The organism is Pseudomonas sp. NPDC087803, assembly GCF_044742995.1.
Taxonomy (GTDB): Bacteria; Pseudomonadota; Gammaproteobacteria; order Pseudomonadales; family Pseudomonadaceae; genus Aquipseudomonas.
In genome coordinates this window covers 1-20,113 of sequence record NZ_JBIUVO010000004.1, presented here as the reverse complement: position 1 = coordinate 20,113, position 20,113 = coordinate 1, and the positions used below count along the sequence as shown (strand labels likewise).

At 61.4% G+C, this 20,113-nt stretch carries 18 protein-coding genes; 11 read left to right on the top strand and 7 right to left on the bottom strand.

The window, feature by feature from the left end:
- Positions 1-97 precede the first annotated feature (97 nt).
- Entirely contained in the window at positions 98-1,048 is a 951-nt protein-coding gene (locus tag ACIOUG_RS05920; RefSeq protein WP_401063315.1) for a DUF1853 family protein, read from the top strand.
- A gap of 131 nt (positions 1,049-1,179) precedes the next feature.
- Here ACIOUG_RS05920 and ACIOUG_RS05915 read toward each other — a convergent pair whose 3' ends face one another.
- Positions 1,180-2,463, bottom strand: a complete 1,284-nt coding sequence (locus ACIOUG_RS05915; protein WP_401063313.1) for an arsenic transporter — start codon at positions 2,461-2,463, stop codon at positions 1,180-1,182.
- Positions 2,464-2,619: 156 nt separating this feature from the next.
- On the bottom strand, positions 2,620-3,177 hold the full coding sequence (locus ACIOUG_RS05910; protein WP_401063310.1) for an NADPH-dependent FMN reductase: 558 nt from the start codon (positions 3,175-3,177) through the stop codon (positions 2,620-2,622).
- Between the two features lie 183 nt (positions 3,178-3,360).
- Here ACIOUG_RS05910 and ACIOUG_RS05905 point away from each other — a divergent pair, with 183 nt between their 5' ends.
- Both ACIOUG_RS05905 and ACIOUG_RS05900 read left to right on the top strand, forming a co-directional pair.
- Positions 3,361-3,597, top strand: coding sequence for a hypothetical protein (locus tag ACIOUG_RS05905; protein ID WP_025109098.1), 237 nt, complete (start codon positions 3,361-3,363; stop codon positions 3,595-3,597).
- An 85-nt stretch (positions 3,598-3,682) separates the two neighbouring features.
- Positions 3,683-4,576 carry a LysR substrate-binding domain-containing protein gene (locus ACIOUG_RS05900; RefSeq protein WP_401063307.1) on the top strand — a complete coding sequence of 298 codons (894 nt, stop codon included), beginning with the start codon at positions 3,683-3,685 and terminating at the stop codon, positions 4,574-4,576.
- Here the strand turns inward: ACIOUG_RS05900 and ACIOUG_RS05895 are convergent.
- From ACIOUG_RS05895 to ACIOUG_RS05875, 5 genes are all read right to left on the bottom strand, one after another.
- On the bottom strand, positions 4,542-5,156 hold the full coding sequence (locus tag ACIOUG_RS05895) for a GNAT family N-acetyltransferase (RefSeq protein WP_401063305.1): 615 nt from the start codon (positions 5,154-5,156) through the stop codon (positions 4,542-4,544). The two genes, ACIOUG_RS05900 and ACIOUG_RS05895, sit on opposite strands and share 35 nt — an antisense overlap.
- 14 nt (positions 5,157-5,170) lie before the next feature.
- Entirely contained in the window at positions 5,171-7,426 is a 2,256-nt protein-coding gene (locus ACIOUG_RS05890) for an Orn/Lys/Arg decarboxylase N-terminal domain-containing protein (protein ID WP_401063302.1), read from the bottom strand.
- A gap of 243 nt (positions 7,427-7,669) precedes the next feature.
- Positions 7,670-8,428, bottom strand: coding sequence for a DNA polymerase III subunit epsilon (dnaQ, locus tag ACIOUG_RS05885; RefSeq protein ID WP_401063299.1), 759 nt, complete (start codon positions 8,426-8,428; stop codon positions 7,670-7,672).
- Positions 8,429-8,638: 210 nt separating this feature from the next.
- The gene (rnhA, locus tag ACIOUG_RS05880) at positions 8,639-9,100 is read right to left on the bottom strand and encodes a ribonuclease HI (protein WP_003224162.1); all 462 of its coding nucleotides are present in this window, start codon (positions 9,098-9,100) and stop codon (positions 8,639-8,641) included.
- Positions 9,101-9,191: 91 nt separating this feature from the next.
- Positions 9,192-9,950 (bottom strand): methyltransferase domain-containing protein, encoded by a 759-nt coding sequence (locus ACIOUG_RS05875; protein WP_003224159.1) that lies wholly within the window; start codon positions 9,948-9,950, stop codon positions 9,192-9,194.
- A gap of 66 nt (positions 9,951-10,016) precedes the next feature.
- On the opposite strand from ACIOUG_RS05875, the gene gloB reads away from it, so the two are divergent.
- From gloB to ACIOUG_RS05835, 8 genes are all read left to right on the top strand, one after another.
- On the top strand, positions 10,017-10,784 hold the full coding sequence (gene gloB / locus ACIOUG_RS05870; protein ID WP_401063295.1) for a hydroxyacylglutathione hydrolase: 768 nt from the start codon (positions 10,017-10,019) through the stop codon (positions 10,782-10,784).
- Between the two features lie 99 nt (positions 10,785-10,883).
- The gene (locus ACIOUG_RS05865; RefSeq protein ID WP_401063293.1) at positions 10,884-12,350 is read left to right on the top strand and encodes a LysM peptidoglycan-binding domain-containing protein; all 1,467 of its coding nucleotides are present in this window, start codon (positions 10,884-10,886) and stop codon (positions 12,348-12,350) included.
- 176 nt (positions 12,351-12,526) lie between these two features.
- Positions 12,527-14,359, top strand: a complete 1,833-nt coding sequence (locus ACIOUG_RS05860) for an extracellular solute-binding protein (RefSeq protein WP_401063290.1) — start codon at positions 12,527-12,529, stop codon at positions 14,357-14,359.
- Positions 14,356-16,197, top strand: coding sequence for an extracellular solute-binding protein (locus ACIOUG_RS05855; RefSeq protein ID WP_401063287.1), 1,842 nt, complete (start codon positions 14,356-14,358; stop codon positions 16,195-16,197). Before ACIOUG_RS05860 ends, ACIOUG_RS05855 begins: the two co-directional genes overlap by 4 nt.
- Before the next feature lie 4 nt (positions 16,198-16,201).
- Positions 16,202-17,275 carry a microcin C ABC transporter permease YejB gene (locus ACIOUG_RS05850; protein WP_003224148.1) on the top strand — a complete coding sequence of 358 codons (1,074 nt, stop codon included), beginning with the start codon at positions 16,202-16,204 and terminating at the stop codon, positions 17,273-17,275.
- A gap of 1 nt (position 17,276) precedes the next feature.
- Positions 17,277-18,296: an ABC transporter permease gene (locus ACIOUG_RS05845; RefSeq protein WP_401063284.1), complete on the top strand. Its 1,020-nt coding sequence runs from the start codon at positions 17,277-17,279 to the stop codon at positions 18,294-18,296.
- 1 nt (position 18,297) lies between these two features.
- Positions 18,298-19,908: an ABC transporter ATP-binding protein gene (locus ACIOUG_RS05840; RefSeq protein WP_401063281.1), complete on the top strand. Its 1,611-nt coding sequence runs from the start codon at positions 18,298-18,300 to the stop codon at positions 19,906-19,908.
- Between the two features lie 19 nt (positions 19,909-19,927).
- Positions 19,928-20,113 (top strand): SDR family oxidoreductase (locus ACIOUG_RS05835; protein WP_401063279.1); only part of this gene is annotated, 186 nt, incomplete at its 3' end.

Sequence of the window (20,113 nt, the reverse complement as noted above, 5' to 3'; positions counted from 1 at the left end):
CGAAAACGCGAAAAACCCGATTATGGGCGAAAGCCCGCGATAGACAAAATCCTTTCAGCCTCAAGGGTGCGCCCGCGTTTAAGGCTATGCTCGCAGGATGATCCTGTTTCCCGACTTGCTCCAGCTGCCACACCAATTACGCCATCCGGAAGTGCGTGACCTGGCGTGGGTGATTCTCGCCCCACCGATGCTGGCCGTGACGCCATGGCCGCAGCGCCATCCGCTGGCCGGCAGCGACTGGGTGAGCGATCCCGCGCGCCTGGAACACTGGCTGCGGCAACTCGATCGTGACAGTTATGGCTTGTTGCACTGGCTGGCGCAGGCGCGCACTCGGCGGCTGGGCCTGTATTACGAGCGGTTGTGGCAGTTTGCGGTGCAGCATGCGCCGGGCATCGAGCTGATTGCCGCCAACCTGCCGATCCGCCGTGAAGGCCACACCCTCGGCGAACTCGACATGCTGCTGCGCGACCGCGACGGCGTGCATCACCTGGAGCTGGCGATCAAGCTCTACCTCGGCCCGCAGGAGGGCAACGGCCACGATCCGGCGCAGTGGCTGGGGCCTGGCTGCCATGATCGGCTGGACCGCAAGTTGGCGCATCTGGCCGAACATCAACTGCCGATCTCGGCGCGCCCGGAAAGCCGCGCCGCGCTGGCCACGCTGGACATCGAAGTGTTCAGTGCACAACTGTGGCTCGGCGGATACCTGTTGTATCCGTGGCCCGGCCAGGCCGAACCACCGCAAGGCGCGCATCCGCAGCACCTGCGCGGCAGTTGGCTGCATCAGAAGGACTGGAAAGCGTTCGTCGCCCAGCGCCCGGCCGGCCGCTGGCAACCCCTGCCCCGCCATGCGTGGCTGGCGCCGGCGCATTACCCGGCGGATCAGACCTGGAGTTCCGCGCAATTGCAGGCGTGGCTGGAGGAACTGCAAGCGCTGGCGCCGGCGCAACTGCTGGTGCGCCTGACCGAGAATGCGCAGGGCGAATGGGAAGAGGCGGAGCGGTTGTTTCTGGTGGCGGATCTTTGGCCGAATGTGCCGGGGCAGGCCTGAGATTTTGCGGTGTTTGCACCGGCCCCATCGCTGGCAAGCCAGCTCCCACAGGGATCTTCTGTGTGCTCGCTTCCTGAGCCACGCCACAAAACCTGTGGGAGCTGGCTTGCCAGCGATAAGGCCAGCGCGGTCTAAAGGGATAACCGCAGCGCCAAAGCCGCCAAGGTAACCAACAACACCGGCACCGTCAGCACGATCCCGACCTTGAAGTAATACCCCCAACCAATCCGGATATCCTTGCGCGCCAGCACATGCAGCCAGAGCAAGGTCGCCAGACTGCCGATCGGGGTAATTTTCGGCCCCAGATCGCTGCCGATCACGTTGGCGTAGATCATCGCTTCCTTGACCACACCGCTGGCCTGACTGGCATCAATCGACAACAGCCCGATCAACACCGTCGGCAAGTTGTTCATGATCGAAGACAGCAACGCCGTCAGCACCCCGGTGCCCAGCGCCGCGCCCCACACGCCGTACCCGGCGAACACGTCCAGCCAACCGGCCAGATAGCCGGTCAGCCCGGCATTGCGCAGGCCATAGACCACCAGATACATGCCCAGCGAGAAAATCACGATCTGCCACGGCGCCTCTTTCAACACCTTGCGTGTGGAGATCTTGTGGCCACGGGCGGCGATCCCCAGCAGCAGCGCCGCGCAGACCGCCGAGATCGCGCTGATCGGGATGCCCAACTGCTCGAGGAAAAAGCAGCCGATCAACAAAATCACCAGCACCACCCAACCGGCGTAGAACGTGGCTTTGTCATGGATCGCCGTCTGCGGCGGGTCGAGTTGTTCGGGGTCGTAGGCCTTGGGAATGTCGCGGCGGAAGAACCACATCAGCACGCCGAGCGTCGCGGCCACGCTGACGAAGTTGACCGGCACCATCACTGCCGCATAACGGTTGAAGCCGATGTGGAAAAAGTCCGCCGAAACGATGTTGACCAGGTTCGACACCACCAGCGGCAGGCTCGCGGTGTCGGCGATGAAACCGGCGCCCATGACGAACGCGAGGGTCGCCGCCGGGGAAAAACGCAGCGCCAGCAGCATCGAGATCACGATCGGGGTGAGGATCAACGCCGCGCCGTCATTGGCGAACAGCGCCGACACCAGCGCACCGAGCAACACCATGTAGGCAAACAACTTGCGTCCGCTGCCCCGCCCCCAACGCGCCACATGCAGCGCCGCCCAGGCGAAGAACCCGGCTTCGTCGAGCAACAGGCTGATGATGATCAGGGCGACGAAGGTGCCGGTGGCGTTCCAGATGATCTGCCACACCAGCGGAATGTCGCTCAGGTGCACAACGCCGAAAATCAGGGCCAGCACCGCGCCGAGCGTCGCGCTCCAGCCGACCCCGAGGCCTTTGGGTTGCCAGATGACAAGGGTGATGGTCAGCAGAAAGATCAGTGACGCAGCGAGCATTCGCAACAGCCTTGGATTGAAATGAAGAAGTGAAGCCAACACCAAAAACTGTAGGAGTGAGCCTGCTCGCGATAGCGATCTGTCAGTTACCGATAAGTCGACTGACACACCGCTATCGCGAGCAGGCTCACTCCTACATTGTGTTCCGGGTATGGCTTATTTTTTGTGTTGCTCTACGAATTGTCCGTAGGCATTGATGAAATTCTGCAGAAAAGGTTTCACCGACTCGCTCAACTTGCCGGCCTCATCGAACGCCGAACCCGCCCCGCCCAGATACGCCTCTGGCTGCTGCATGCACGGTACATCGAGAAACACGAAAGACTGGCGCAAATGCTGGTTGGCGCCAAAACCGCCAATCGCCCCCGGCGACACGCTGATCACCGCCCCCGGCTTGCCGCCCCAGACGCTTTTGCCATACGGCCGTGAACCCACGTCAATCGCATTCTTCAACGGTGCCGGTACCGAGCGGTTATATTCCGGGGTGACAAACAGCACCGCGTCGGAAGAGCCCACCTGCTGGCGAAAAGTGCTGTAGGCTGCCGGCGGTGAATCGCCGTCGATGTCTTCGTTGTACAGAGGCAGGTCGCCGATTTCGACAATCTTCAGTTTGAGGTTCGCCGGTGCCAGTTCAGCAAGCGCCAGCGCGACTTTGCGATTGATCGAAGCTTTGCGTAGGCTGCCGACGACTACAGCGACGTTGTAGACATTGCTCATGGAAGACTCTCGACTGTCCGTGGAAGGAGCCTGTAGTTATAGATGATCCGATGCCGACTCCACCAGTGAGCGAAGGAAATTCCTCCGCACTGATTATTTTTTTCCTGTAGGAAAACTTACAGGGCTTGATCACGGTCTACCAAGCCGCAAATCAAGTGTTTTATCTCCAGAGGTTCTAAGCAGATGGCAGCAGTACTCGTCGGTCAGTTCCATGCAAGAGATGCGGAAGGCCGCGTTTATTCCGTGCATGAGTTCCAGGAATCCACCCCGTCGGCAGACGGTCTCACCGGCATGGAGCCTGTCACCACCTACAAGCTGGCCATTGGCGATCGCGTCAAAAAGCTCAGCGACAGCGAGTTTTTGCTGGTTCAGTCGGACATCACGCTGATTCGCGAACCCGAGCCAACCGTCGCTCAATAACCGCGCGTTATGAGCAGAAGTCATATGCGCAGACTTGGGGTAGGATTCAGCCACTGACCCCACCTGCTGAACATGGACTTCACGCATGCGTTTACGTCATATCGAAGTGATTCAGGCGCTCTTGCAGACCGGTCACCTGGGCACCGCCGCCGAATGGCTGCAACTGCCGGTGACCGACGTCGAAGAGCGATTGCGCGAAGCCGAGAGTCAGCTGGGGTTCATGCTGTTCGCCAGCGTACGGGGCCGACTGCAATCGACGCCTGAAGCGCGGGCGTTGCAGGTGGAAATCGCTCACGTCTATCAAGCGCTGGAACCGGTGCAGCGTCTGGCCAGCAGCCTCAAGCAATACCTCGCCCCGCCCCTGCGCATTATCGGCACCCCGCCGCTGGCGCAACAGTTGTTGCCGCAAAGCATCGCGCTGCTGCGCCGACGTTTGCCCGATGCCCCCTGCCGCTTGCTCAGTTCGCCCACGTGCGACATCGTCCGCAGCCTGTTGCTGCGTGAAAGCGATCTGGGCCTGAGCCTGCACGACCCCGAACATGCCGACATCCACTGCCAGCCATTGGCCCACGGCAAGCTGCAACTGCTTGCGCCCCACGGCTGGCTGCAACCGAAACAGAAATACATTTCCCTGCAGGATCTCGCCGGACAGGCGATGGTCGGCCTTGAAGGCCACGACCCGTTGAGCCCGGCACTGGAGAACAAACTCCAGGCCCTGCGCCCGGCGCCAAGCATCCAGACCCGGGTGCAGACCCATCAGATGATGCGCAGCATGGTCGAGGCCGGCGCAGGCCTGGCCATCGTCGATCCGTTCACCGCCCTCGGCGCGCGGGCCGGCGGACTGGATGTCTGCCCGTTGTCACCGGCGGTGCCGATCACCCTGTATGCCCTGACCTACCAGCACTCGGCGACGCCAGCGGCGATTCAGTCCCTGCTGACGATCATCACGGAACAAGCCGAGGCGATGCTGGCGAGCTGAGCGGGTTTTCCAACGGATTATCGAACAGTCGGTACCAGAACAGCGCAACTTCAGCGGTGTTCGGGTCAATCCCGCGATAACGCAAATGGTCGATACCGCCAATCTCGTAGCCACAGCGCTCATACAGGCGACAGGCACCGAGGTTGTTGTTCTGCGTCTCGAGCATGATCCCCGGCAGTTTCTTCTTGCGACTCCAGAACTGCGCGACATCCAGCAATGCCTTGGCCACGCCATGCCGGCGTGCCGGGGCATGCACGGCCAACTCGTCGATGTGGGCGAAGCCGTTCCAATTGGTGCTGACCACCAGATGACCGACCGGCTCGTCGTCCAGATATGCCATGAAGATCGCGCTGTCGGCGCCATCGCGGTAGCTGCTGAACTCCTCAGGGTCGATGCCGTAACACTTGCGGTACGGCACGATCGGGGTCACCGCCCAGCGCTCGACCGGTTGGCCGATCACTGCCGTGCCATACGCGGCCACCTCAAAACTGAAATCGCTGCCCCAGATATAAGCGGCGAAACCATCGTCGGCGACGCGCACCGACAGCCCTGGGTATTTCGGATTCATGACCGGTTGCATACTCGGAAAGGTCCTCATTCCTTGACGCAATCGACGGTGTACTGCCGCCCATTGCCTTCGTCTTCATGTTGCAGTCCATGCACATCAGCGACAAAACCGGGGAAGCTGCTATCGAACGTGCGGGCAAACTTCAGGTAGTCGATGATCGAGCGGGTTGCCTCGGTAAAGCGCTCGCCTGGCATGATCAACGGAATCCCCGGTGGATACGGCACCAGCATCACCGCCGCGATCCGCCCTTCCAGCGCGTCGATCGGCACCGCCTCGACTTCGCCACGCACCAGATGATCGTAGGCGTGGGCCGGTTTCATGGCGATTTCCGGCAGCACCGTGTACATGCGTTTCAGATGTTTGGCGGTGGCGTTGCTGCGGTAACAGGCGTGCAGCTGATCGCACAGGTCACGCAGGCCCATGCCGCGATAGCGCGCGGTGTCTTGCTGCGCCACGCACGGCAGGCAGGTCGCGAGGCTGACGTTGGCGTCGTAACTGCGTTTGAATTCCAGCAACTCGGTGAGCAGCGTGCTCCACTTGCCCTTGGTGATGCCCATCGAGAACAGCACCAGGAACGAATACAGCCCGGTTTTCTCCACCACCAGCCCGCGCTCCCAGAGGAACTTGCTGACCACCGCCGCCGGGATACCCTTTTCGCTCAGCGCGCCGCCGGCATTCAATCCGGGCATGACCAGGGTCACTTTGATCGGGTCGAGCAACACATAGTCGTCGCTGACTTCGCCGAAGCCATGCCAGTCAGCGTCCGGCTGCAACAGCCAGTCTTCGGTTTGCACCCGGTCGATGCCTTCGACGCCCGGCGGCTGCCATATCGAAAACCACCAGTCATCCGCCGCAATGTGCTGGCGCAGATTGGCCAGCGCCCGGCGAAAACTCAGCGCTTCATCGAAGGTTTCCTGCAACAACGAGCGCCCGGCCGGTCCTTCCATCATCGCCGAAGCCACATCCAGCGAAGCGATGATGCTGTATTGCGGCGAGGTCGAGATGTGCATCATGAACGCTTCGTTGAAGCGGTCGCGGTCCAGTTGCCGCGCACCGCCGTCCTGCACATGAATCATCGAGGCCTGGCTGAATGCAGCGAGCAGCTTGTGCGTGGAATGGGTGGTGAACACCAGCGGGCTGTCTTCCGTGCGCGAAGTGGCCATGCCATAACGCCCGGCGAAGAACTCGTGAAACGCCGCGTAGGCGTACCACGCCTCATCGAAATGCAGCACTTCGACGCTGTTGCCCAGGCTCTGCTTGATCAGTTCGGCGTTGTAGCACAGGCCGTCGTAGGTCGAATTGGTGACCACCGCCAGTTTGACTTTCGGCGCCCGGCCCTTGGTCAGCGGGCTGGCGTCGATTTTGGCCTGGATCGACTCGCGGCTGAATTCGCTCAGCGGAATCGGGCCGATGATCCCCAGCTCATTGCGCTCCGGGCACAGGTACAGCGGGATCGCACCGGTCATGATGATCGCGTGCAGCACCGATTTGTGGCAGTTGCGATCCACCAGCACCAGATCATCACGGCCGACCATCGAGTGCCAGACGATCTTGTTGGCGGTCGAGGTGCCGTTGATCACGAAAAACGTGTGATCGGCGCCAAAGTTGCGCGCGGCGCGTTCTTCGGCTTCGGCCAGTGGCCCAGTGTGATCGAGCAGCGAACCCAGCTCTGGCACCGAGACCGACAAGTCCGAACGCAGGGTGTTTTCGCCAAAAAACTGATGAAACGCCTGCCCCACCGGACTCTTGTGATAAGCCACGCCACCGCCATGACCGGGGGTGTGCCAGGAATAGTTGGAATCGGCGGTGTGCTGCACCAGCGCCTTGAAGAACGGCGGCAGCAGACCATCCAGATATTTGCGCGCCGCCCGCGCCACTTGCCGGGCGAGAAACGGCACGGTGTCTTCGAACAGATAGAGAATGCCGCGCAACTGATTGAGTTCGGCCATGGCATCGGCCGGGGCATTTTCCAGGGTCACCTGTTCGCCCAGAGCAAAGATCGGCAGATCCGGCGCCCGCACCCGCGCCAGGCCGATCAGTTCGGCCATGTTTTGTAAGAGATGGGAATTGGTGCTGGCGTCTTCGGCAGCGATCAGCATGCACGCCAGCCCATGATGGGTGGAAGCCACCAACCGCCCTTCGGTATAGTCGATGGCCGAAACGATATTGAAACCTTCCTGCTCCAACTCCCGGGCGATGCCACGGATACGGTCACCGGCGACCGTGTCGGCCTTGATGTCGCGGTGGACGATCAACACCGGAAACTTCAAATCTTTGTACATGAGGCTCAGTGTCCCGAGGCGGCGGATCAAAGTCTGCCAATGCACTCAGGGTAGAGGGTTGCAGCGAAAGTGGCGAGGGTGGCCACTTGGCTTCACTCAGCCTGACTCGGCTTTTGTGGCGAGGGAGCTTGCTCCCGCTGGGGCGCGAAGCGGCCCCCGGTATTCGTTCAGCAGCAATGTGCATTCAGGTTTTATGACTGCTTCGCAGCCAAGCGGGAGCAAGCTCCCTCGCCACAAATGTGTTCAGGCCTGAGCATCAGCCTCGGCAATCTGCGTCCACAACGCCGGCCCACCCGCCGACTTGGCAATGATCTCCAGCCGCGCCATATGCGCCGCCAGTTCGTCTTCCGTCGCGCGAATGATCCGCGCAGGCTGACGATCCGCCGGCAGACGACGGATCTCGGTAGCGGAATTGTCCGCGCCCTCGCCCGTGCCATTGCCGTCGGAAGCGTTGCCGGCCAGCGAAAGGCTGGTCTGGCCACCGGTCATGGTCAGGTAGACGTCGGCCAGAATCTCCGAGTCGAGCAAGGCGCCGTGCAGTTCACGGCCGGAGTTGTCGACGCCATAACGCTTGCACAAGGCGTCGAGGCTGTTGCGCTGCCCCGGGTGACGTTCCCGGGCCATCATCAGGGTGTCGAGGATCGTGCAGTGCTGCGTGATGTCCGCACGATCATGCTGGCCCATCAGGGCGAATTCGTTGTTGATGAAGCCAACGTCGAACGCCGCGTTATGGATGATCAGCTGCGCGCCGTTGATGAACTCGAAGAACTCGTCGGCGACTTCGGCAAAGCGCGGTTTGCCGACGAGGAATTCGTTGGTGATGCCGTGAACGCCGATCGCGCCCTCGTCACTTTCGCGATCCGGTTGCAGGTAAACGTGAAAATGCCGGCCCGTCAGGCGCCGACCGATCAGTTCGACACAGCCGATTTCAATGATCCGGTGACCATCGGTCACCGGCATGCCGGTGGTTTCGGTATCGAGTACAACGGATCTGGTGGCCATCAGTGTTCAGTTCTCAACGGGGTCAATCGTGCAAAAGCGGCGATGTTAACACGCTCGGTGGGGTGTTTCAGTCAGACCGTGTCGCGCCCATTCGCGAGCAAGCCCGCTCCCACACATGATCTGCGGTGGTCACAATGTTGATGTACGCAGGAGACCCAGTGTGGGAGCGGGCTTGCTCGCGAAGGCCACGACTCGGTGCAACGGAGGGAATCAGCTCTGCTTGTACCCGCGCACTTCATCCACCCCACGGTTGGCCAACTGGTCAGCCCGTTCGTTACCGTGGTGACCAATGTGTCCGCGCACCCACTTCCAGGTGACTTTGTGCCGGTTGACCTGCTCGTCCAGCTCTTTCCACAGGTCAGCATTTTTCACCGGCTCTTTCGCCGCCGTCTTCCAGCCGCGCTTCTTCCAGTTGGCCATCCACTCGTTGATGCCCTTCATCACGTATTGCGAGTCGGTCACCAGCAGCACTTCGCAGGGCCGCTTCAAGGCTTCGAGGCCACGGATGGCGCCGAGCAGTTCCATGCGGTTGTTGGTGGTGTTGGCTTCGCCGCCCCACAGTTCCTTTTCGACGCCCTTGCACACCAGCAAGGCGCCCCAGCCGCCCGGGCCGGGATTGCCCTTGCAGGCGCCGTCGGTGAACAGTTCTACGCTATCGACGCTTTCGCTCATGCCACTCTATCCAGAAAAATGCCTGGCCCCGTCAATCGCGGATCGACGATGGCCGCAGCCGGAGCAAGTCCGGCCACTATAAAAAGAAGGTTTACGGTTCGATACGACGGCGGTTGACCTTGGCCATCGGCAGCGGAATCAGCTTACCCATCGGCTCGCGGCGTTCCTGACGCACCGGACGCAGGCCAACCACGATCTTGCGCGCGACCAATAAATAGAAGCCACCGCCCGACAGTTGCCAGTCGCCGGCCTTGCGTTCCCAGCCGGCCAGTCGGGCCTGCCACTTGGGCGACGCGAGCGGCGGACGATAGCACCCGAAGCGGCGTTTCTCCAGCGCAAAGCCCAGCAGGTTGAGCCAGTCGGCGACTCGCGACGGCGAGATGCAGCGCGCCTGGCGCAGGGCGTCGTGGGCGAACACGTGACGCAAGCCCCAGGTGCTCCAGGGGTTGATGCCGATGATCAGCAGATGCCCGCCGGGGCGTACGCTGCTCGCCGCTTCACGCAGCAAGCCGTGGGGCGACAGGCAGAAATCCAGACCGTGCTGCAACACCACCACGTCAGCGGCGTGCTCGCTCAACGGCCAGGCCTGCTCCTCGCAGACAATCTCGACCCCCGGCAATGGCGCGCCGAGCCGCACGTTACGCTGCACCTGCGGCGCCGACGGCGGGGTCTGGGCCGACGGCCCGTAATGCACCAGATAACCGCCGAAGAAGCGCCCCAACTCGTCTTCGAGCATGCGCCGTTCTTCATCCAGCAGAAATTGCCCGAGCGGGCCGGCCAGCCATTCACGGGCCGCGCCGATCAACGCCAGCCAGTCGGGATCGGCCTGAGCGAACGCTTTATCGGTCATGTCATTCTCCAACGCCGCTAGAAGCTCTAAGATGCGCCAATGTTTTCCGCTTGGCGAATTCCGACGATGATACAGATCAGTGCCCTGCCCGCGTTCACCGACAACTACATCTGGTTGTTACAGGATCACCGCACCCAGCGCTGCGCCGTGGTCGACCCGGGCGATGCCGCGCCGGTGCAGGCCTGGCTGGCCGCGCACCCGGGCTGGGTGCTGAGCGACATTCTGATCACCCATCACCACCATGATCACGTCGGCGGCGTCGAACGCCTGAAAGCCGCGAGCGGCGCCAAAGTCTACGGCCCGGCCAGCGAAAACATTCCAGGGCGCGACGTGGCGCTCAAGGACCACGACAAGGTCAGCGTCCTCGGTTGGGACTTCGATGTCTATGCAGTGCCGGGTCATACCCTCGGCCACATCGCCTATTACCACCACGGCCTGCTGTTTTGCGGCGACACCCTGTTCGCCGCCGGTTGCGGACGCCTGTTCGAAGGCACGCCGGAGCAAATGCACCACTCGCTCAGCCGCCTCGCTGCCTTGCCCGAGGATACGCTGGTGTATTGCACCCATGAATACACCCTGAGCAATCTGAAGTTTGCCGCGGCGGTCGAACCGGGCAACCCGGACATTGCCGCCCGTCTGGAAAAAGTCACCCAACAACGGGAAAAAGGCGTGATGACCCTGCCCTCGACGCTGGCCCTGGAAAAGCTCACAAATCCGTTTTTGCGTACCTCTGAAACATTAGTTACACAAAAAGTGGACGAACGGGCAGGCGCTCAAAACCGGGCGCCGAGTGAGGTTTTTGCGGCTCTGCGGGCATGGAAAGATACGTTCTAAGTGACTCACCACTTGGTACAAAAATTCTGAATGGTTGACCGCGGGGGGTGCGCTTTCTAGAATCGCCCGACATTTTTGCCCGGAACTTACTTCCAGCCAATGTCGTCATCCATACGTAAGTCCGTCAATTCAGACACGCTGACCCGCCTGGCGCAAGCCATCGCGGTGGCTGTGTCCGCCACGTTGGCGGGCTGTTCCAGCCATGCTCCGCAGCCTGAAGCGAGCCATACGCCGAACATTGCTGCGCGCGCCAAGCAGAAGCCGATCTGGCTCAGCGAGAAGCCCAGCCCGCAGGTGCCTCAGGACATCTGGGAACGCATGCGCGGTGGTTTCCAGCTGCAGGACGGCCTGGGCGTCAACCCGCGCATCGAGCAGCAGCGCCTGTGGTTCGCCAGTAACCCGTCCTTTCTGGAGAACGCCGGCGAACGCGGCAGCCTCTATATTCATTACATCGTCGAACGCCTCGAAGAGCGCAACATGCCGCTGGAACTGGCCCTGCTGCCAGTGATCGAGAGCGCCTACAACCCGATGGCCTATTCCCGGGCCGACGCATCGGGCCTGTGGCAATTCATTCCGTCCACCGGCCGTTACTACAACCTGCGCCAGACCCGCTTTTATGATGGCCGTCGCGACATCACCGCCTCGACCACCGCCGCGATGGACTACCTGACCCGTCTGCACGACATGTTCAACGGTGACTGGCTGCTGGCCCTCGCGGCCTATAACGCCGGTGAAGGCACGGTCAGCCGCGCCATCGAGCGCAACGAAAAGCTCGGCCTGCCGACCGATTACTGGAACCTGTCGTCGTTGCCGGCGGAAACCCAGGCCTACGTGCCAAAGCTGCTGGCCCTGTCGCAAGTGGTGCTGGCCCCGGAAGCCTACGGGGTGAACCTCAACCCGATCGCCAACGAACCGTATTTCCAGGTCGTCGAAATCAACCAGCGCATGGACCTGTCCAAGGTCGCAGCGGTGGCCAACATCGACGAAGACGAGCTGTTCCAGCTCAATCCGGCCTTCAAGCAGCGCACCACCATCGACGGCCCGCAGCATCTGCTGGTGCCGACGTCCAAGGCGCAACTGCTGACCGCCAGCCTGCAGACCATGCGGCCTGAAGAACTGATCAGCCCGCGTTCGCTGAAGCCGGTGTTCGACGGTGCCGACCCGACTGAAGTGGCGAAGCTCAAGCGCGCCTATCGGGTCAAACGCGGCGACAACCTCGGTTCCATTGCCAAGGCCAACAAGGTCGAAGTCAGGGATCTGCAACGCTGGAACAAGCTGTCCGGGAAGAACCTCAAGGTCGGCCAGACCCTGGTGATGCAAGACACCACCAAACGCGTCCCGACTCGCAACAGTGGCCGGGTCAATACGGTGATTGCCGCCAACAGCAAGACCAAAGGCAAGGCCGACAGCCAGCAGCAGACCCAGTACAAGGTCAAGCGTGGCGACACGTTGTATGTGGTGGCCAAGCGTTTCAACGTCGAGATGCAACATCTCAAGCGCTGGAACCCGGGTGCCGGCAAGGCCCTCAAGCCTGGGCAGATGCTCACGGTTTACCAGCCGCACTGAGTTGAAATCAAAAGATCGCAGCCTTCGGCAGCTCCTACATTGTTCTCTGTAGGAGCTGCCGAAGGCTGCGATCTTTTTTTTGCATTAACACAGCATTAACCCGCTATCTTTTTCCTGTCCAGACAAGCTGTTACTGTACGGCCCACAAAGCCCAAGCCGCCTGGATCGGATCTGACTTGAAGCGTCCCCTCCTCCTGCTCCTGATCAGCCTGGCCTTGAGCTCACCCGCAAGCGCGACGATCACCGAAAGTCACGGTTATGCGCAGTTCGGCACGCTCAAGTACTCGGCCAGATTTACCCACTTCGACTGGGTCAACCCGCAAGCGCCCAAGGGTGGTACGTTGCGGGTGATGGCGTTCGGCACCTTCGATACGGTCAATCCGTACACGTTCAAGGGCACCAGCCCGGTGACCACCCCGAATTTCCTGCAGTACGGCATCAACGAGTTGAACGAGCCGCTGATGATCGGCACCGGCCAATATTCGCCCTCCGGTGACGAACCGGCGTCGAGCTATGGCTTGATCGCGCAATCGGTGGAGTACAGCGAAGATCGCAGCTGGGTGGTGTTCAATCTGCGCCCGGAAGCACGCTTTCACGATGGCACGCCGATCACCGCCTACGACGTCGCGTTCTCCTATCGCTTGCTGCTCAAGGACGGCCACCCGCTGTACCGCACCGCTCTGCAGGAGGTCTCGCGGGTCGATATCCTCAACCGCCAGCGGATTCGCTTCGTGATGAAGCGCTCCGGTAATCCGCTGCTGATCCTGCGCCTCGGTGAGTTGCCGGTGCTGCCGCAGCATTACTGGAAGGATCGCGACTTCAAGGCCACCACCTTCGAGCCACCGCTGGGCAGTGGCCCGTACCGCATCACCTCGGTGACGCCGGGGCGCCAGCTGATTTTCGAGCGGGTCAAGGATTACTGGGGCAAGGACCTGGCGGTCAATCGCGGCAAGTACAACTTCGATCGCATGGAGGTCGAGTTCTACCGCGACAGCGACGTGGCCTTCGAAGCGTTCAAGGCCGGCGAGTTCGACATCTACATCGAGCATCAGGCGAAGAACTGGGCCAACGGCTACAACTTCCCGGCGGTGCGCCGTGGCGAGGTGATCAAGGCGCAGATCCCGCACCAGATCCCGACCCAGAGCCAGGGTCTGTTCATGAACACCCGACGCGCGACCTTCAGCGACGTCAAGGTGCGCGAAGCGCTGGGCCTGATGTTCGACTTCGAGTGGACCAACCGCGCACTGTTCAGCGACGCCTACCAGCGCACCACCAGCTATTACCCGAACAGCGAATTCAGCGCCAGCGGCCTGCCGGTCGGGCATGAGTGGCTGATGCTCAAGCCGTATAAAGATCAGCTACCCGCGAAGCTGTTCACCGAGCCGTTCAGCCTGCCGCAGACCGACGGCCGCGGCATCCCCCGGGAAACCATGCGCAAGGCCCTGGCGCTGCTCGCCGAGGCCGGCTGGAAGCTCAACGGCCAGCGCCTGCAAAACGCCAAGGGCCAGCCGCTGAGTTTCGAGTTGCTGCTGGTCAATCCGAACCTTGAACGGATCCTCCAGCCGTACATCGAAAACCTCAACAGCATCGGCATCGACGCGCGCCTGCGCACGGTGGATCGCGCCCAGTACAAACAGCGTCTGGACCAGTTCGATTTCGACATGATCCTGATGACGCTCAACCAGACCCTCAGCCCGGGACTGGAGCAATGGCAGTACTTCCATTCCAGTCAGGTCGGGGTCAAGGGCAGCAAGAATTACGCCGGCATCGCCAACCCGGTGGTCGATCACCTGCTCGAACAATTGCTCGCCGCGCAAACCCGCGACGAACAGGTCGCCGCCGGCAAGGCGCTGGACCGCGTGCTGCTGTGGCAGCACTACAGCATTCCCAATTGGTACCTCAATTATCACCGACTGGCCTACCGCAACCGGCTGGCCTTCGTCACCACGCCGCCCTACACCCTGGGCCTGAGCGCGTGGTGGCTAAAATCTTCGGAGAACAATAAATGACGCCCATCCGCGCCCTGCTCGTGCAGGCCAGCGGTCTGCTGTTCGCCGGGCTGGCGATTGCCGCCCCGCAACACGCTGTGACCCTGTACAACGAGCCGCCGAAATACCCGGCGGACTTCAAGCAGTTCGATTACGTGAACCCCGACGCGCCCAAGGGCGGGATCTTCCGTCAGGCCGGATTCGGTGGCTTCGACAGCCTCAACCCGTTCATCAGCAAAGGCGTGCCGGCCGATGATGTCGGGCAGATCTACGACACCCTGACCAAGCACAGCCTCGACGAGCCGTTCACCGAATACGGCCTGATCGCCGCGAAAATCGAGAAAGCCCCGGACAACAGCTGGGTGCGTTTTTACCTGCGCCCGGAAGCGCGTTTTCACGACGGCCATCCGGTGCGCGCCGAAGACGTGGTGTTCAGCTTCCAGACCCTGACCAAGGACGGCTCGCCGCTGTTTCGCGGCTACTACAGCGATGTCGAAGAGGCTATCGCCGAAGACCCGCTCAAGGTGCTGTTCAAGTTCAAGCACAACAACAATCGTGAGTTGCCGCTGATCCTCGGCCAGTTGCCGGTGCTGCCGAAACACTGGTGGGCCAATCGCGATTTCACCAAGGGCAACCTGGAGATTCCACTGGGCAGCGGCCCGTACAAGGTCGCCGAAGTGAAAGCCGGGCGCTCGGTACGCTATGAGCGGGTCAAGGATTACTGGGGCAAGGATCTGCCGGTCAATCGCGGCTTCTACAACTTCGATGTGATGACCACCGATTACTACCGCGACAACACCGTCGCCCTCGAAGCGCTGAAGGCCGGCCAGTTCGATTACTGGCTGGAAATGACCGCGAAGAACTGGGCCAACGCTTACAACATCCCGGCGGTCACCGAAGGTCGCCTGATCAAGGAACAGATCGCCAACAGCAACCCGACCGGCATGCAGGGCTTCGTTTTCAACCTGCGCCGTCCGGTGTTTCAGGATGTGCGGGTGCGGCAGGCGCTCGGTCTGCTGTTCGATTTCGAGTGGACCAACAAACAGCTGTTCAACGGTGCCTACTTCCGCACCCGCAGCTATTTCGAGAACTCGGAAATGGCCGCCACCGGCCTGCCCGACGCCGAGCAACGGACGATCCTCGAACCGTTTCGCAGCAAACTGCCGGCGCAGGTGTTCAGCGAAGCCTTCGAGAATCCCAAGACCGACGCCAGCGGCATGATCCGCGCCCAGCAGCGCGAGGCCTATCAACTGCTGCAAGAGGCCGGCTGGAAGATCGTCGACGACAAAATGGTCGACGCCAGCGGCAAACCGGTGGTCATCGAATTCCTCCTCGCGCAGACCGAATTCGAACGCGTGCTGCTGCCGTTCAAACGCAATCTGGCCGACCTCGGCATTGATCTGGTGATCCGCCGCGTCGACGTCTCGCAGTACATCAACCGCGTGCGCTCGCGGGACTTCGACATGATGGTCGGCAGCTTCCCGCAATCCAATTCGCCGGGCAACGAGCAGCGCGAATTCTGGATGAGCGCCGCCGCCGACAAACCGAGCAGCCGCAACACCATGGGCCTGAAGGATCCGATCGTCGATCAACTGGTGGAAAACCTGATCAACGCCGACTCGCGCAGCAGCCTGGTGGCGCATGCCCGGGCGCTGGATCGGGTGCTGCAATGGGGTTACTACGTGGTCCCCAACTGGCACATCAAGACCTGGCGCGTGGCTTACTGGAACCACATCGGTCACCCGCAAGTCTCGCCTAAATACGACATCGGAATTAACACCTGGTGGGTCAAGCCTGACGCGAAACCCGCCATAGAAGTCGAAACCAAACTGCAAGCCGACCCTGTGGGCACGGAGTAATCAGATGCTGGCGTACATTTTTCGGCGACTGCTGCTGATCATCCCGACCCTGTTCGGCATCCTGCTGATCAACTTCGTGATCATCCAGGCCGCGCCCGGCGGCCCGGTGGAACAGATGATCGCCAAGCTCGAAGGCTTCGAAGGCGCCACCAGCCGCATCGCCGGTGGCGGTGCCGAGGTTTCGGTGGCCGGCTCCGCCTATCGTGGCGCGCAAGGCCTGGACCCGGCGCTGATCAAGGAAATCGAGCACATGTACGGGTTCGACAAATCGGCCCCGGAACGTCTGTGGATCATGGTCAAGAACTACGCGAAGCTCGATTTCGGCGACAGTTTTTTCCGTGACGCCAAGGTCATCGACCTGATCAAGGAAAAGATGCCGGTGTCGATCTCGCTCGGGCTGTGGAGCACGCTGATCATGTACCTGGTGTCGATCCCGCTGGGGATCGCCAAAGCCACGCGGCACGGCAGCCACTTCGACGTGTGGACCAGTTCGGCGATCATCATCGGCTATGCGATTCCGGCGTTCCTGTTTGCCATCCTGCTGATCGTGGTGTTTGCCGGCGGCAGTTATCTGGACTGGTTCCCGCTACGCGGGCTGACCTCGAACAACTTCGATGAACTGAGCCTGGGCGGCAAGATCCTCGACTACTTCTGGCACCTGGCGCTGCCGGTAACCGCGCTGGTGATCGGCAACTTCGCGACCATGACCCTGCTGACCAAAAACAGCTTCCTCGACGAGATCAACAAGCAGTACGTGGTCACCGCCAAAGCCAAGGGCCTGACGCGCAACCGCGTGCTCTACGGCCACGTGTTCCGCAATGCCATGCTGCTGGTGATTGCCGGGTTCCCGTCGGCGTTCATCGGCATCTTCTTCACCGGCTCGTTGCTGGTGGAAGTGATTTTCTCCCTCGACGGCCTCGGCCTGATGAGTTTCGAAGCGGCGATCAACCGCGATTACCCGGTGGTGTTCGGCACCCTGTTCATCTTCACCCTGCTCGGCCTGGTGGTGAAACTGATCGGCGACCTCACCTACACCCTGGTCGATCCGCGCATCGACTTCGCCAGCCGGGAGCATTGAGATGAACCTGTCCCCTCTCAATCGCCGCCGCTTCGAACTGTTCAAGGCCAACAAGCGCGGCTGGTGGTCGCTGTGGCTGTTCCTGATCCTGTTCGGCCTGAGCCTCGGCGCCGAGCTGATCGCCAACGACAAGCCGCTGCTGGTGCATTACGACAACAACTGGTACTTCCCGGCGATCAAGCGCTACCCGGAAACCACCTTCGGCGGCGAATTTCCGCTGGAAGCCAACTACAAGAGCCCGTACATCCGCGAACTGCTCAAGGCCAAGGATGCGTGGGTGTTGTGGGCGCCGATCCCCTACAGCTACCAGAGCATCAACTACGACCTGAAAGTCCCGGCCCCGGCCCCGCCCTCGGCGGACAACCTGCTGGGCACCGACGATCAGGGCCGCGATGTGCTGGCGCGGGTCATCTACGGCTTCCGCATCTCGGTGCTGTTTGCCCTGACCCTGACCGTATTGAGTTCGATCATCGGCGTGATTGCCGGCGCCCTCCAGGGTTTCTACGGCGGCTGGGTCGATCTGGCCGGGCAACGCTTTCTGGAGATCTGGTCGGGTTTGCCGGTGCTGTACCTGCTGATCATTCTCGCCAGTTTCGTCCAGCCGAATTTCTGGTGGTTGCTGGGGATCATGCTGCTGTTCTCGTGGATGAGCCTGGTCGACGTGGTGCGCGCGGAGTTCCTGCGTGGGCGTAACCTCGAATACGTGCGCGCCGCGCGGGCGCTGGGCATGCAGAACGGCGCGATCATGTTCCGCCACATCCTGCCCAACGCCATGGTTTCGACCATGACCTTCATGCCGTTCATCCTCACCGGCGCCATCGGCACCCTGACCGCGCTGGATTTCCTCGGCTTCGGTTTACCGGCCGGCAGCCCGTCGCTGGGTGAACTGGTGGCCCAGGGTAAATCCAACCTGCAAGCGCCGTGGCTGGGCATGAGCGCGTTTGCCGTGTTGGCCTTGTTGTTGAGTTTGCTGGTGTTTATCGGCGAGTCCGCTCGCGATGCCTTCGACCCGAGGAAGTGAAATGAATCAGGACAATCTGATCGAAGTGCGCGACCTCGCCGTCGAGTTCGGCCTCAACGAGCGGCGGCATCGGGTGGTCGAGGGCGTGAGCTTCGACATCAAACGCGGTGAAACCCTGGCGCTGGTCGGTGAGTCTGGCTCGGGCAAATCGGTCACGGCGCACTCGATCCTGCGCCTGCTGCCCTACCCGCTGGCCCGCCATCCGGCCGGCAGCATCAGTTATGCCGGGCAGAATCTGCTGGATCTGAGTGAAAAGACCATCCGCCACATCCGCGGTAACCGCATCGCGATGATCTTTCAGGAGCCGATGACCTCGCTCAACCCGCTGCACTCGATCGAGAAGCAGATCAACGAGGTATTGGGCATCCACAAGGGCCTGAGCGGCAAAGTCGCGACCAAACGCACCCTGGAGCTGCTGGAGATGGTCGGCATCCCCGAGCCGCACAAGCGCCTCAAGGCCCTGCCCCATGAACTGTCCGGCGGCCAGCGCCAGCGGGTGATGATCGCCATGGCGTTGGCCAACGAGCCGGAACTGCTGATCGCCGACGAACCGACCACCGCACTGGACGTGACCGTTCAGCTGAAAATCCTCGATTTGCTCAAGGAACTTCAGGCTCGATTGGGCATGTCGCTGCTACTGATCAGTCACGATTTGAACCTGGTGCGAAGAATTGCGCATCGCGTATGTGTCATGCAGCGCGGTTGCATCGTCGAACAGGCATCGTGCGCAGAGCTGTTCCGTTCGCCGCAGCATCCGTACACTCGGGAATTGCTCGGCGCGGAGCCCAGCGGAGGCCCGGCGACCAATAAAATCGGGGCGCCGCTGCTCGAAGTCGAGAACCTGAAAGTCTGGTTCCCGATCAAGAAAGGCCTGCTCAAACGCACGGTGGATTACGTCAAGGCAGTCGACGGCATCAATTTCAGCCTGCCTCAGGGACAGACGCTGGGGATCGTGGGGGAAAGCGGTTCCGGCAAATCCACGCTGGGTCTGGCGATTTTGCGGCTGATCGGCAGCAAAGGCGCCATTCGCTTTGAGGGCAAGCAGCTAGACTGCCTGACGCAGAACGAGGTTCGCCCGTTGCGGCGGGAGATGCAGGTGGTGTTTCAGGACCCGTTCGGCAGCCTGAGCCCGCGGATGTGCGTCAGCGACATCGTTGGCGAAGGCCTGCGAATTCACAAGATGGGCACCGCCGCCGAGCAGGAAGCGGCGATTATTGCGGCATTGAACGAGGTAGGTCTGGATCCGGAAACCCGGCACCGCTACCCTCACGAATTTTCCGGTGGGCAACGGCAACGTATCGCCATTGCCCGGGCTTTGGTGCTGAAACCGGCGCTGATCCTGCTGGACGAGCCAACGTCGGCGCTCGACCGCACGGTGCAGCGGCAAGTGGTGGAGCTGTTGCGTTCACTGCAAGCCAAGTACAACCTGACGTATTTGTTCATCAGCCATGACCTGGCTGTCGTCAAAGCGCTGAGCCACCAGTTGATGGTGGTCAAGCATGGCCAAGTGGTCGAACAGGGAGCTGCGCAAGATATTTTTGCCGCCCCCAAACATCCGTATACACAGCAGTTGCTGGAAGCCGCTTTTCTGGCACCAGCCACTGCGCAATAACCTGAAAGAGGAGCAACACATGGGTTTTCTCGCCGGTAAGCGCGTACTGATCGTCGGTGTCGCCAGCAAGCTGTCCATCGCATCCGGCATCGCTGCCGCCATGCATCGCGAGGGCGCTGAGCTTGCCTTCACTTATCAGAACGACAAACTCAAGGGTCGCGTTGAAGAGTTCGCACAGGGCTGGGGTTCGAGCCCTGAGCTGTGC